Origin of the sequence: Bradyrhizobium sp. SZCCHNRI3052, assembly GCF_032484895.1 — a bacterium.
Classification (GTDB): Bacteria; Pseudomonadota; Alphaproteobacteria; order Rhizobiales; family Xanthobacteraceae; genus Bradyrhizobium.
In genome coordinates this window covers 26,454-40,077 of the sequence record NZ_JAUETW010000002.1, presented here as the reverse complement: position 1 = coordinate 40,077, position 13,624 = coordinate 26,454, and the positions used below count along the sequence as shown (strand labels likewise).

Annotated in this window: 13 protein-coding genes; 9 read left to right on the top strand and 4 right to left on the bottom strand. The window is 66.2% G+C overall.

Translation table 11 applies throughout. From position 1 onward, the window contains the following. The first annotated feature begins 14 nt into the window (after positions 1 to 14). From pgeF to QW887_RS05315, 4 genes are all read left to right on the top strand, one after another. On the top strand, positions 15 to 761 hold the full coding sequence (gene pgeF, locus QW887_RS05330; protein WP_409977924.1) for a peptidoglycan editing factor PgeF: 747 nt from the start codon (positions 15 to 17) through the stop codon (positions 759 to 761). 198 nt (positions 762 to 959) lie between these two features. Beyond that, entirely contained in the window at positions 960 to 1,523 is a 564-nt protein-coding gene (locus QW887_RS05325) for a hypothetical protein (protein WP_315826177.1), read from the top strand. Between the two features lie 165 nt (positions 1,524 to 1,688). Next, complete coding sequence (locus tag QW887_RS05320; protein WP_315714378.1) at positions 1,689 to 2,642, top strand: ribose-phosphate pyrophosphokinase; 954 nt, start codon at positions 1,689 to 1,691, stop codon at positions 2,640 to 2,642. Positions 2,643 to 3,144: 502 nt separating this feature from the next. Further along, the gene (locus QW887_RS05315; protein ID WP_315714074.1) at positions 3,145 to 3,378 is read left to right on the top strand and encodes a hypothetical protein; all 234 of its coding nucleotides are present in this window, start codon (positions 3,145 to 3,147) and stop codon (positions 3,376 to 3,378) included. 327 nt (positions 3,379 to 3,705) lie between these two features. Here the strand turns inward: QW887_RS05315 and QW887_RS05310 are convergent, their stop codons facing one another. Continuing rightward, entirely contained in the window at positions 3,706 to 4,236 is a 531-nt protein-coding gene (locus QW887_RS05310; RefSeq protein ID WP_315714073.1) for an REP-associated tyrosine transposase, read from the bottom strand. Positions 4,237 to 4,467: 231 nt separating this feature from the next. Between QW887_RS05310 and QW887_RS05305 the strand changes: the two genes are divergently transcribed. From QW887_RS05305 to QW887_RS05285, 5 genes are all read left to right on the top strand, one after another. Then, complete coding sequence (locus tag QW887_RS05305; protein ID WP_315826176.1) at positions 4,468 to 5,700, top strand: benzoate/H(+) symporter BenE family transporter; 1,233 nt, start codon at positions 4,468 to 4,470, stop codon at positions 5,698 to 5,700. A 127-nt stretch (positions 5,701 to 5,827) separates the two neighbouring features. Beyond that, positions 5,828 to 7,147, top strand: a complete 1,320-nt coding sequence (locus QW887_RS05300) for a sugar ABC transporter substrate-binding protein (protein ID WP_315826175.1) — start codon at positions 5,828 to 5,830, stop codon at positions 7,145 to 7,147. After that, a complete protein-coding gene (locus QW887_RS05295; protein WP_315714070.1) occupies positions 7,144 to 8,079 on the top strand; it encodes a sugar ABC transporter permease in 936 nt (311 codons plus the stop codon). Before QW887_RS05300 ends, QW887_RS05295 begins: the two co-directional genes overlap by 4 nt. Continuing rightward, a complete protein-coding gene (locus tag QW887_RS05290; RefSeq protein WP_315714069.1) occupies positions 8,076 to 8,900 on the top strand; it encodes a carbohydrate ABC transporter permease in 825 nt (274 codons plus the stop codon). The genes QW887_RS05295 and QW887_RS05290 overlap by 4 nt, the downstream gene beginning before the upstream one ends. A 274-nt stretch (positions 8,901 to 9,174) precedes the next feature. Then, a complete protein-coding gene (locus tag QW887_RS05285; protein ID WP_315826174.1) occupies positions 9,175 to 10,269 on the top strand; it encodes an HWE histidine kinase domain-containing protein in 1,095 nt (364 codons plus the stop codon). Positions 10,270 to 10,275: 6 nt separating this feature from the next. Here the strand turns inward: QW887_RS05285 and QW887_RS05280 are convergent, their stop codons facing one another. The 3 genes from QW887_RS05280 to QW887_RS05270 all read right to left on the bottom strand — a co-directional run bounded on the left by QW887_RS05280 (position 10,276) and on the right by QW887_RS05270 (position 13,376). Next, positions 10,276 to 11,091 carry an XdhC/CoxI family protein gene (locus QW887_RS05280; protein ID WP_315714067.1) on the bottom strand — a complete coding sequence of 272 codons (816 nt, stop codon included), beginning with the start codon at positions 11,089 to 11,091 and terminating at the stop codon, positions 10,276 to 10,278. 213 nt (positions 11,092 to 11,304) lie between these two features. Further along, positions 11,305 to 12,510: a VWA domain-containing protein gene (locus tag QW887_RS05275; protein ID WP_315826173.1), complete on the bottom strand. Its 1,206-nt coding sequence runs from the start codon at positions 12,508 to 12,510 to the stop codon at positions 11,305 to 11,307. Then, a complete protein-coding gene (locus QW887_RS05270) occupies positions 12,507 to 13,376 on the bottom strand; it encodes a MoxR family ATPase (RefSeq protein WP_315826172.1) in 870 nt (289 codons plus the stop codon). Before QW887_RS05270 ends, QW887_RS05275 begins: the two co-directional genes overlap by 4 nt. Positions 13,377 to 13,624 lie beyond the last annotated feature (248 nt).

Sequence of the window (13,624 nt, the reverse complement as noted above, 5' to 3'; positions counted from 1 at the left end):
TATCATCGGATGTGATGTCCGCGATCCCTGGCCTGCGCCACGCCTTCTTCACCCGCGAGGGCGGCGTCTCCGACGGCATCTATGCCGGCCTCAATGGCGGGCTCGGATCGAATGACGTGCCGGAGAACGTCCGGGAAAACCGCCGCCGCATGGCCGCCCATCTCGGCGTCGCGCCCGACCAGTTCCTCAGCCTGCACCAGATCCATTCGCCCGACGTCGTGGTCGCGACCGGGCCCTGGGACAGCCCGGTCAGGCCGAAGGCCGACGCGCTGGTGACCGCAACGCCGAATCTCGCGATCGGCGTCACCACGGCCGATTGCGGGCCGATCCTGTTCGCCGACCCCGAGAGGCGCGTCATCGGCGCCGCCCATGCCGGCTGGAAAGGCGCGCTCACCGGCGTGCTCGAAGCCACGCTGCAGGCGATGGAGGAGCTTGGCGCCGAGCGCGGGCAGGTCGTCGCCGCCGTCGGCCCCCTGATCCGCCAGCCGAGCTATGAAGTCGGCGCCGAGTTCGTCACGCGCTTCCTCGACGACGACGCCGAGCACGCGCGCTTCTTCCTGCCCTCGACGCGCGACGGCCACGCAATGTTCGACCTCGCCGGCTTCATCCGGATGCGGCTGGAAAACGCCGGCGTGCTGCTGATCGACGACCTCGGCCTCGACACCTATGCCGATGAGCGCTTCTTCAGTTACCGCCGCTCTGTGCATCGCAGGGAGCCGGACTATGGCCGGCACGTCCATGCCATCATGCTCGAAGGCTGAAGCGGGGCGCCATTGTGGCCGCATGTGGATTGCTTAACCCTTTCTGTACAACTGAGTGCACTCTGTCCTAATCTGTGGCAGCCGCGACCTAGACGTTAATCGATTTTAACGATATCGCTCCCGACGATGAGGGGAGCGCCGACACCACTTCGACGGATCAGCCGCGCTGCGCAGCACGCCTGCGTTGCCGTTTTGCTGATGACGTCCGCTGCAACGCTCGGCGGCTGCGCGACCAGCAGCGGTGGTGCGTCCAACGCCTATGCGATGGCGCCTGCATCGGATAGCGCCACGATCGCCTTCGAGCAGATCGACGGCCCGCCGCCGCAGATCTTCGACCGCATGGTCAGCGTGCTCGACAGCGAGTCCAAGCTGCGTAGCCTCGCCATCGTGTCGCGCGAGGCTCCGGCGGCCTATCGTGTCCGCACCTATCTCTCCGCCCAGGTCGTCAGCGGCAAGAGCGTGATCGCCTGGGTGTTCGACGTCTACGATCGCAATCAGCAGCGCGCGCTGCGGCTGTCGGGCGAAGAGCCGGTCGGACGCGGCGGCCGCGATCCGTGGAACAATGTCGACGACATGGTCCTTCGGAAAATCGCGCAGGCCGGCTTCAGCGGACTTTCGAACATGCTGAACGGCACCGCGCCCGCCGACGGCGCGCCACCGGCGGCACCGGCCACCCGCGGCCCCGCGGTCGCCGTGGCCGAGCCCGCGTCGCCGGCGTCCGGCGGCACCAGCGTCGCGGCCCTCGGCTACACCGACCATTAGGCAAAGAGGCGCATTTTGCGCCGTTTTTGGCCGGGAAAAACACCCGCGGCGGGTTGCCATGCGCGCGGTGTCCTTGATATCACCTCGCCCGTGCAAAACTGCCGGTTCCATGGATAGCCCGATATGCTGAACAAGGTCTCCAGCGAGACGCGAGGAGAATTCACGATGTCGGCCAAGAACGGCTCCATCAAACTCGTCGCCGGCAACTCCAATCCGGCTCTCGCCGCCGGCATCGCCGCTGAACTCGGGCTGCCGCTGACGAAAGCGGTGGTCCGGCGCTTCGCCGACATGGAGATCTTCGTCGAGATCCAGGAGAACGTCCGCGGCTCCGACGTCTTCATCATTCAATCGACGTCCTATCCGGCGAACGACCTGCTGATGGAGCTCCTGATCATCACCGATGCGCTGCGCCGCGCCTCCGCGCGCCGCATCACCGCCGTGGTGCCCTATTTCGGCTATGCGCGGCAGGATCGCAAATCGAACTCGCGCACGCCGATCTCGGCCAAGCTCGTCGCGAACCTGATCACCCATGCGGGCGTCGACCGCGTCATGACGCTGGATCTGCACGCCGGCCAGATCCAGGGCTTCTTCGACATCCCGACCGATAACCTTTTTGCCTCGCCGCTGATGGTGCGCGACATCAAGGATCGCTTCGATCTCTCCAACCTCATGGTCGTCTCGCCGGACGTCGGCGGCGTGGCGCGCGCCCGAGGCCTGGCCAAGCGCATCAACACGCCGCTCGCCATCGTCGACAAGCGCCGCGAGCGTCCCGGCGAGTCCGAGGTCATGAACGTGATCGGCGACGTCTCCGGCCACACCTGCATCCTGATCGACGACATCGTCGATTCCGGCGGCACCCTGGTGAACGCGGCGGATGCGCTGCTCAAATACGGCGCCAAGGACGTCTACGCCTACATCACGCATGGCGTGCTCTCCGGCGGTGCCGCGTCCCGCATCACCTCGTCGCGGCTGAAGGAGCTCGTCATCACCGACTCCATCATGCCGACCGAAGCGGTCCGCAACGCCCCCAACATCCGCACGCTGGCGATCGCCCCGCTGATCGCCGAGGCGATCGGGCGGACGGCGGCGGAAGAATCGGTGTCGAGCCTGTTCGACTGACCTCGGTTGTCTGCGAACGTCGCCTCATCCTTCTCGCGCTAGAACTCGATTTGGCCCACCCTCCCCTGGAGGGGGAGGGTCGATCGCACGCGAAGCGGGCGAGCGGGGTGGGGTGATCTCTCCGCAGGCTCTGGTGCAAGTGGAGAGATCACCCCACCTCGCCTCACGTCTCGCTTCGCTCGTCGTGAGGCGACCCTCCCCCTCCAGGGGAGGGTGGGCAGCTTGCCCCATACGCCGTCATTGCGAGAAGCGCAGCGACGAAGCAATCCAGGGTGCCTCAACGGAGAGATCCTGGATTGCTTCCGCCTACGCTCTCCGAGTTCCGGCGGACAAGTCGCTGCGCTCGCAACGACGCCCGCGGTGTCTTTCATGGCAACATTGTCTGCCGACATCTGGCGATGCAGCTCCGCGATCTCGCGACGCATTTTGCGTCCGAGCTTTGCTCATCGTGCCGCCCTCACGAGATGAAGGGCGCAGGGAAGGCCGGGCGCTGGCCGCGCCCGTGGCCCGCCTGCTGAAAAAAATGCAGGCGGCAGGTACCACAGGTCTGGCCGAACACACCCGGCCCTCCCTGCGCGACGGTTTTGACGGCTGCTTCGCGTTCTCCCCGGTGCGCCGGCTTGTTGGCCACCGTGCGCGCAACGCGCTTGCGCGCGTTACGCGGGACACCAGCTTCGGGGTGCCAGGACCGCGCGACTTGACCGTGCGGGCCGCATCGTTCGTCGACGCGAACTGAATCACGCTGCGACCCGACCCGCCCATCGCATTCCGTTGCCGACGTCCATGACGACCGCGGTACGTCCCCTCCGACGCAACGGAACGAGCGGGACCATAATGCTGATTTTGCGAAATCGTCAAGCGATTTATTTTTATCCGAAGGGGTGGACAGGATTTGCAGCAATGAGGTGATTTGGTCGACGGGCAGAAGATTGCCCCTTTAGCGCGGATACATACGGCGGATTACGGCTGCGCCTAATCCGCCCTACGGGTCGAGCGTAGGGCGGATTAGCGAAGCGTAATCCGCCACCACACAGCACGGGATTTCGAGACAAACTTGACTCCGTCAACGCTCTCCGAACGTTCCGCTGACCTCGACATCACCCGCCCAGTCCGCAGGAAACATTCCTGCGCGCACATCGCGATGAAACGAAGAATGCGGCCAGTCCGCGACGCGGCTGACGAAGCTATGCTTCACCGGATTGATGTAACAATACTCCACGTGACGGGCATAATCTTCTTCGTCGCGGATAAGATGCTCCCAGAATCGGCGCTGCCAGATGCCGCGCTCCTGCCGCACCACACGAGTGGGGCTGAGATTTTCTGTCCTTGGAAGCGCCCGCGCGAAGCGGTTCTTGATCAGCCGCCAGCGCATCGAGAAGTCGGCGTCATCGGGCGGCAAGGTCCAGACGGCATGAAGATGATCGGGCATCACCACGAAGGCATCGATCTCGAAAGGAAAACGCCGCTTCGTGGCGGCGACCGCGGAGCGCAGGACGTCGATGTGATCGATCAGCAAGCTCTGACGCCGATCGAGCAGATTCAGCGTGAAAAACCAACAACCGCCTGGAACGAATGCGCGTCGATAGTTGGGCATGGATCGAGCTTCGAGTCGAAACCAACGTAAGCCTACTCGCAGCGGATGCATGAATTCAAGATTTGCGGCGGATTACGGCTTCGCCTAATCCGCCCTACGCTCGAACCTGTAGGGCGGATTAGCGAAGCGTAATCCGCCGATCAGCCCCGTGCCTTGCACAGGCCGTCCTGTTCGGCCAGCATCCCCTGGAGATGCGAGCAAACAAGAACCCCAGCCCCGAGCCCCGCCCTCATGTTCAGCGCCATCGAACGTCCCGCCGGACCGCCGCCCAGCCTCGGCCAGATCTCCAGTGACTTCGGTCCGCTCTACGCCTCGCACGGCTTCATCGGCTGGCTGTTCGCGATCACCGGACCGGTCGCCATCATCCTGTCGGTCGGCGCCAATGGCGGGCTGTCGCAGGCGGAGATCGCGTCGTGGATCTTCGGCGTGTTCTTCATCAACGGCCTGATCACACTGCTGCTGTCGTGGCGCTATCACGAGCCACTGGTGCTGTTCTGGACCATTCCGGGCACCGTCCTGGTCGGCCAGTCGCTGACGCATCTCAGCTTCCCGCAGGTGGTCGGCGCGTTCTACGGTACGGCGCTGTTGATGCTGGTGCTCGGGCTCACCGGCTGGGTCAAGCGCGCGATGCAGCTGGTGCCGATGCCGATCGTGATGGGCATGGTCGCCGGCGTATTCCTGCGCTTCGGCCTCGATCTCGTCCGCGCCGTGTTCGCCGACTTTGCCATCGCCGGGCCGATGGTCGTGCTCTGGCTGCTGCTGACCGCACTCCCTGCGCTGGGCCGGCGCTGCCCGCCAATCATCGGCGCGCTCGTCATCGGCACGCTCGCGGCTCTCCTGTTCGGCAAGTATGATCAGAATGCGTCGCTGCAGATCGCGCTGATCCATCCGGTGATCCCGACGCCATCCTGGTCGCTCGCGGCCATGATCGAGCTGATCGTGCCGCTCGCGGTCACCGTGCTGGTGGTGCAGAACGGCCAGGGCTTTGCGGTGCTGACCGCCGCCGGTCACAAGCCGCCGGTCAATCTCGTCACCGTGGCCTGCGGCCTCGGCTCGGTGCTATCAGCTGTCGTCGGCGGCGTCTCGACCTGCCTGACCGGACCGACCAACGCGATCGTCGTCTCCGGCGGCGAGCGCAAGCGCCACTATACCGCGGCGATGGTGGTGGGCGTGCTTGCGCTCGGCTTCGGCCTGCTGGCGCCGACCTTCACCACGCTGCTGCTGATCGCGCCGAAATCATTGATCACCGCGCTGGCGGGCCTCGCCATGCTGCGCGTGCTGCAAACGGCGTTCGTGACCGCGTTCAAGACGCGGTTCTCGTTGGGCGCACTGATCGCCTTTCTCGTCACGGTGGCCGACGTGCCGCTGCTCAATATCGGCGCCGCGTTCTGGGGACTCGTCGCCGGCTTCGCGCTGTCGTGGCTGCTGGAGCGCGCGGATTTCGCGGCCGAGGCCGATACGTGAGCTGCTTGCCGCATCGCACCACGCTGCGTCATCGCATCCCCAGCCGAACCGGCAACGCGCTGTTGCAGCGCCGCCAGATCACGCTACACTTCCAGATCAAAGAAGAATGATCCTGGGGAGGATACGAATGACCGCGATCACGCGCCGCAACATGCTTGCAGGCACGGCAGCAGCAGGCGCGCTGGCGCTCACCGGCCAGCCTGCCTGGTCCGAGCCGCAGTGGAAGAAATATGCCGGCACCAAGCTCGAGGTGATCCTGGCCAAGGGCCCGCGCGGCGACAATCTGCAGAAGAACATCAAGGAATTCACCGCGCTGACCGGCATCGAGGTGGAATCCGAGCAGATCCCGGAGCAGCAGCAGCGGCAGAAGGTCGTGATCGAGCTGTCGTCGGGCAAGCCGAGCTTCGACGTCGTCCATCTCAGCTATCACGTGCAGAAGCGGCAGTTCGAGAAGGCCGGCTGGCTCGCCGACATCACCGACTTCATGAAGGATCCTAACCTCACGGCGCCGGACCTCGTGCAGAGCGATTTCTCCGCCGCCGGCCTGACTTACGCCAGCAACGACAAGGGCCGGATGTTCTCGCTGCCATGGTCGGTCGACTACTTCATCCTCTACTACAACAAGGAGCTGTTCGCGAAGAAGGGCGTCGAAGTGCCGAAGACGCTCGACGAGATGGTCACGGCGGCGCAGAAGCTGACCGATGCCAAGGACGGCACGTTCGGATTTGTCGGACGCGGCCTGCGCAACGCCAACATGACCCTGTGGACGAACTTCTTCCTCAACTATGGCGGCGAGTTCCTGGACGCCAAGGGCAACATCCTGACCGACGGCCCCGAGGCAATCGAGGCCACCAAGCTGTATCAGAAGCTGCTGACGACCTGCGCGCCTCCGGGCGTGGCCGGCTTCAACTGGATGGAGTCGATGGCCTCGTTCACGCAAGGCCGCTCGGCGATGTGGATCGACGGCGTCGGCTGGGCGCCGCCGCTGGAGGATCCCAACGCCTCGCGCGTGGTCGGCAAGGTCGGCTACACCGTGGTGCCCGCAGGACCGAGGGGGCAGTACTCGGCGACCTATGGCGACGGCATCGGCATTGCGGCCGCGAGCAAGAACAAGGAAGCCGCTTGGCTGCTGTGCCAGTGGCTGGTGTCGAAGCCGCAGGGCGCCCGCCTGGTGCAGGCCGGCGGCGGCGTGCCGTTCCGCAACTCGGTGCTCAACGACCCCGGGGTCCAGGGCGGCGTGAAGATGCCGAAGGAGTGGCTGCAGTCGGCGATCGACTCCGGCAAGATCTCCAAGCTCGGCCTGCCCGTGATCATCCCGGTCGCCGAATTCCGCGATCTCGTCGGTGCGGCGCTGACCGCGACGCTGTCGGGCGCCGATCCCGCCACCGAGCTGAAGAAGGCGCACGAACAGTTCCGCCCCATCCTGGAGCGCAGCGAGAAAGCGTGAGCACGATCGTCGAACAGGCCGGCGCGGCAGCGGAGGCGGCTGCGCCGGAACGTGCGCTGCGGCCGCCGTCGTACTGGCCGTTCGTCATCCCGGCGCTGGTCACCGTGCTGGCGGTGATCATCTTCCCCTGGCTGTTCACGATCTGGATGAGCTTCCAGGAGTGGAAGGTCGGTTCGCCAACGACATTCGTCGGGCTGTCGAACTATCTCAGGCTGCCGGCCGATCCCCGCTTCGTCGAGTCGGTCGGGCACACGCTGTCCTATACGGCTCTATCGGTGCTGCTGCCGCTGGTGCTCGGCACCTTCGCGGCGGTGATCTTCCATGCCCGCTTCCCCGGCCGGGGACTGCTGCGGGCGCTGTTCATCATGCCGATGATGGCGACGCCGGTGGCGATCGCCCTGGTGTGGACGATGATGTTCCATCCGCAGCTCGGCATCCTCAACTACCTGCTGTCGCTGGTCGGCCTGCCGCCGCAGCTCTGGGTATTCCATCCGGGTACGGTGATCCCCTCGCTGGTGCTGGTCGAGACCTGGCAGTGGACGCCGCTGGTGATGCTGATCGTGCTCGGCGGCATCGCCTCGCTGCCGACGGAGCCGTACGAGAGCGCACAGATCGACGGCGCCAGCACCTGGCAGATGTTCCGCTACATCACCCTGCCCTTGATCATGCCGTTCCTGTTCATCGCCGCGATGATCCGCGCCATCGACGCGATCAAGAGCTTCGACATCATCTTCGCGATCACCCAAGGCGGGCCCGGCTCGGCGTCGGAGACCATCAACCTCTATCTCTACAGCGTCGCCTTCGTCTATTACGACCTCGGCTATGCGTCGGCGATCGCGGTGGTGTTCTTCGCGCTGATCATCGCGCTGACTGCGCTCTTGCTGGTGCTGCGCCGCCGCGCGCAGTGGAATGCGCTGGGGAGCGACACATGAGCGCGCAGACCATCCTCGGCCGGCTCGGGCTCGCGCTCGGCGTCTTCCTCATCGTCTCGCCGGCGATCCTGTTCTTCCTCTGGATGATCTCGCTGTCGGTGAAGTACGAGGTCGACAACGCCGCGTATCCGCCGGTGTTCTGGCCGGAGCATTTCGCCTGGAAGAACTATGCCGACGTGCTGTCGTCCAACCGCTTCTTCACCTACTTCAAGAACAGCCTGGTGGTGACCGGCGGCGCGACGGCGCTCGCGATGCTGGTCGGCGTGCCCGCCGGCTACGGCATCGCCCGCATGGCCGCGCACAAGTCCGCGATCGTGATCCTGATCGCGCGCATCACGCCGGGCCTGTCCTATCTGATCCCGCTGTTCCTCTTGTTCCAGTGGCTCGGCCTGCTCGGCACGCTATGGCCGCAGATCATCATCCATCTCGTCGTCACCGTGCCGATCGTGATCTGGATCATGATCGGCTATTTCGAGACCACGCCGATCGAGCTCGAAGAAGCCGCGCGTATCGATGGCGCGACACGCTGGCAGGTTTTCCGTCACGTGGCATTGCCGGTGGCGAAGCCCGGCCTCGCCGTCGCCTTCATCCTCGCGGTGATCTTCTCCTGGAATAATTTCGTGTTCGGCATCGTGCTGGCCGGACGCGAGACCCGCACCTTGCCGGTCGCGGTCTACAACATGATCTCGTTCGATCAGCTCTCTTGGGGGCCGCTCGCGGCGGCCGCGCTGATCGTGACCCTGCCGGTGCTGCTGCTGACCGTGTTCGCGCAGCGGCAGATCGTGGCCGGCCTGACGGCGGGTGCGGTCAAGGGGGGCTGACGGATATAATGGATACCAAAGAGAACCTGCGGCGGAATGCCAAGCTTGCCTTGGTCAGGCCATAGTCTGCCACTTGGTTACCTGCGTGGAACCGGGATTCGCCCCGCCCCTGAGGCGCGGCGATGGCCGCGTTGATGGCTTCATCTCGTCTCTGCGCCGGCTTCGTTCCAGCCGAATACCACTGCGCCGCACGATCGACCGGCTCCGGATTTGCGCTCCGTCCGGTCCGTCTTGCAACCTGTCACTGGCTGAACGCCCGACCGACGAAAGCTGCATGACGTCCGATCGCGACGCCTCCGCGCCAGACCGATTGACTGCCCTGTTGCAGACCGAGCTGCTCGACTCGCCGCCGGAGCCGGGCTTCGATCGCGTCACCCGCTTGACCTCGCGGCTGCTGCAGGCTCCGGCGGCGATCATCGCGCTGGTCGATCGCGACCGGCAGTTCTTCAAGAGCTCGGTCGGCCTGTGCGAGCCGTGGGCGTCGCTGCGCGAGACGCCGCTCAGCCACTCCTTCTGCCAGCACGTCGTGACCTCGGCGCAGCCGCTGGTGATCAGCGACGCCAACGAGCATCCGCTGGTGAAGGACAATCTCGCGGTGCCGGTTTTCGGCGTGATCGCCTATCTCGGCGTCCCCCTGCGGCTGCCGAGCGGCGAGGTGATCGGCGCGCTCTGCGCCATCGATCACGAGCCGCGGCCGTGGAGCGACGACGACATCGCCCAGCTCACCGAGCTCAGCGAGATCGTGATGGACGAGATCGCGCTGCGCACCGAGAATGCACGGCGGCGCACGATCGAGCAGCACCATCGCGTGCTCGTCCATGAGCTCAATCACCGTGTCAAGAACACGCTGGCGCTGGTCGACAGCGTGATCGCGCTCAGCATCCGCGCCGATTCGGCGCTGGCCGCGTTCGGCGAGGTGCTGCGCGGCCGCATTGCCGCGCTGACCCGTAGCCACGCGCTGGCGCTGGATCGCGGCCGCGAGGCGATCGCGCTCGATGAGCTGGTCTGCGCCGAACTGGCGCCGCTGCAAGGCGACCGTGTCACGGTCGACGGTCCTGGCGTGCCGCTTCCGCCGGGCGTCGCGCTGTATCTGTCGATGGGGCTGCACGAGCTCGTCACCAACGCGGTGAAATACGGCGCGCTGTCGAACGATGCAGGAGGGGTGACGCTGAGCTGGACCCATGCCGACGGACGGCTCAAGCTGTCCTGGGAGGAGAACGGCGGGCCGCAGGTCTCACCACCTGCGAGCAACGGCTTCGGCTCGCTGCTGTTCGAGCGCATTCTCGGCGCGGCCCTGAAAGGCGAGGTCACGCGCGACTTCGCGCCGGATGGGCTCAGGGTCTCGTTCGACCTGCCGCTCGCGCCATGACGGAAGTCAGCCGCGCTGGCCGCGCCGGCGCACCTGCGTGATCTCGGCCAGAATCGACATCGCGATCTCCTCCGGCGTGATGGCGCCGAGATCGAGGCCAGCCGGTGCCTTGACCTTGTCGAGCAGCGCGGCGTCGATGCCGGCCCTGATCAGCTTGTCGCGCAGGCTGTCCATCTTGCGGCGACTGCCGACGAAGGCATGGTAGGCCGCATCGCAGGCGAGCGCGGCGCGCAAGGCCGCCTCGTCGCCCTTGCCTTGCGTCGACACCACGACGAAGCGGCTGCTCCCGGCCGGTTGATCCAGCGCGAAGCCATCGATCAGCACATCGGCCTCCGGTGTCGTGACGAGATCGGACGCCGGCGCCGCCAGCGTCACGTGATAGCCGAGCGGCCGCGCCTGCGCCGCGAGCGCGATCGCGACCGGGCTCGCGCCGAGGATGACCAGCGCGGGATGCGGCAGCACCGGCTCGACGAAGATGTCCATGGTGCCCTTGCTCGGGCACATGTTGGCGGCGAAGCGCACGCCCTCCCTGGTTTCGCCCGGCTTGACGCCGAGCTCGGCGAGCAGGTTCTCAGGCTGCACCGAGACCATGCGCGGGATGCCGTCGGCGAGCGCCTCGCGCGCCGCCTTCAGCACCGCGCCGCGGGCGCAGCCGCCGCCGATCCAGCCCGCGACGATGCTGCCGTCGGGGCGGATGATCGCCTTGGCGCCGGCCTTCGCGGCGGTCACCGACACCGTACGGACGACGGTGGCGAGCACGAAGCTCTCGTCGTTGGCTTTCAGTTGCGCGGCGAGATCGAGCAGTTCGGGAGCAGCGGTCATGACTGCCTCCTCTGCGGACTGTCGGAAGCACACTGCTTCGACAGAGAAGGTATGTTCCCTCCCCCCTTGTGGGGGAGGGCTAGGGAGGGGGGCGTCTTGCCCGATGTCGGGGTACCCCCCTCCCCAGCCCTCCCCCACAAGGGGGGAGGGAGCGCACCACCGATGCTGCGACAGCGCGCCTTGAGCTCACAACGATGCCGCGCATCCGCATCCTCACAACCTCGCCAAATAAGGCTCCAGCGCCGCGAGCGAGCTCAACGTATGCGCGGGCGCGTAGAGATCGACGAAGGGCAGCGCGGCCTTGATGCCGCGCGCTTCCGGCGCATAGCCGTCCCAGCCGAGCATCGGATTGAGCCAGACGATGCGGCGGCAGCGGCGCGACAGCTGCGCCATCTCGCGGCCGAGCAAGGCTGGGTCACCGGTGTCGTAGCCGTCGGAGACGATCATCACGCAGGTCCGCGAATGAATGACGCGCGGCGCGTGCCAGCGATTGAAGGTCTGCAGGCTCTCGCCGATCCGCGTCCCGCCGCCGGCGCCCTGCGCCATCATCGAGAGACGGTCGAGCGCCCGCGCGGCATCCTTCTCCTTCATCGCATCCGAGACATAGGCAAGCCGGGTGTGAAACAGGAACGCTTCGGCCTCATGAAAGGCGTCGAGCACACCGTGGATGAAGCGCAGGAACACCGCGGTGTAGGGGCTCATCGAGCCGGAGGCGTCGAGCAGCACCACCAGCCGCAGCGGCTTGTGCTTGCGTCGCCGGTGCACCAGCGCAATCGGCACGCCGCCATGGCTGATGTTGCGGTGGATGGTGCGGCGCAGGTCGAGCCGCTCGCCCTTGCGCCGCAACTGATCGCGGCGCGTCAGCCGTGTCCGCATCGCCCGGGCGAGCCGCGCCGCGGCCTCGTGCGCCAGCGCGACCTGGTCGGGATCTGCGAGCTTGCGGAAGTCGGTATCGCTGATGGACTCCACGCGCGATGCCCCTTCGCGCAGGCCCTCGCCGCCCGCGTCGCGTGGGGTTTCGTCAGAGGGAATCTGATCGGTCGCGCCGTGAGGCTCCGGCTGACCGGCATTCGCATCCCGCAGACTCTTCAGCGACGGGCTGTTCGCTCTCGCCGTCGCGCCGGCGACCAGCGAGCGCGAGCGCACGCGCTTGCCGAGCCAGAACGCGTCGAACAGGCCGTCGAAGCGATCCCACTCGCTCTTGCGCGCCGAAAGCAGGTGCTTGAAGGCGGAGCGCAACAGGCCGGGCTTATCGGCATAGCCCGCACTCATCACGGCCGCCGCGTCCTGCCCCTCCGACAGGCCGACCGCAAAGCCGTTGTCGCGCAACGTCTTGAGAAATGCACCGAGGCGTCCCGCGACCAGCCGCGCGACCGCGTTCATGTCCTCGTGGTCGGGTGTGGTGCCACAGCAGCTCATGCGACCTTCCCCAGCAGCCGCGCCGTGACCTCGCGCGTGATCCGCGCGCGGTCCTCATGGGTCTTGAGCAGGCACATCAAGGTGTCATGCACCATCTCCGGCTGGTCCTTGAGATCGCGCACGTCGAGCCCGACCAGTGCCGCCGCCCAGTCCAGCGTCTCGGCGACGCCGGGCACCTTGCGCAGTTCCTCCTTGCGCAAGGAGTCGATGAGGCGCGCGATCTGCAGGGCCAGTTGCGCCGAGGCGCCGTCGATCCGCGCCAGAATGATGCGGGCCTCGCGATCGACGTCGGGATAGTCGACGTAGTGATAGAGGCAGCGCCGGCGCAGCGCGTCGGACAATTCGCGGGTGCCGTTGGAGGTCAGCACCACGTGCGGGATGCTGATTGCTTTGATGGTGCCGAGCTCCGGGATCGAGACCTGGAAGTCCGACAGGAGCTCCAGCAGGAACGCCTCGAATTCGTCGTCGGCGCGGTCGATCTCATCGATCAGCAGCACCGGCGGCGTGGCGCGGCGGATCGCCGCAAGCAGCGGCCGCTCCAGCAGATATTTCTCGGAGAAGATTTGGTCCTCGATGGTGTCCGGCTGGCCGCGATGCGCCTCGATCGCGAGCAGCTGGCGCTGGTAGTTCCACTCGTACAGCGCCGAGCTCTGGTCGAGACCTTCATAGCATTGCAGACGGATCAGCTCGGTGCCGTGCACGCAGGCGAGCGCCTTGGCGACCTCCGTCTTGCCGACCCCGGCCTCGCCTTCCAGCAGCAGCGGCCGCCTGAGGAGCTGCATCAAGGTGATGGCAGTCGCGAGCTCGCCGTCGGCGATATAACCGCAGGCGGAGAGCGATTGTGCGATGTCGTCGCGGGCTTTCATCAGCGTTTGATTCTCGATCTCACCGCGAAGCCAGTGCGTTCCCTCCCCCCTTGTGGGGGAGGGCTAGGGAGGGGGGTAGCATCAGGCGACACCGCCGCCGGAGACCCCCACCCCCAACCCCTCCCCGCAAGGGGAAGGGGAGCGCACTGCCGATGCCGTTATAGCTCCACTCTCTCCGCGTCATTGCGAACGAAGCGACGTGTCCGCCGAAGCCCGCAGGGCGTAGGCGGAAGCAATCCAGGGTGATG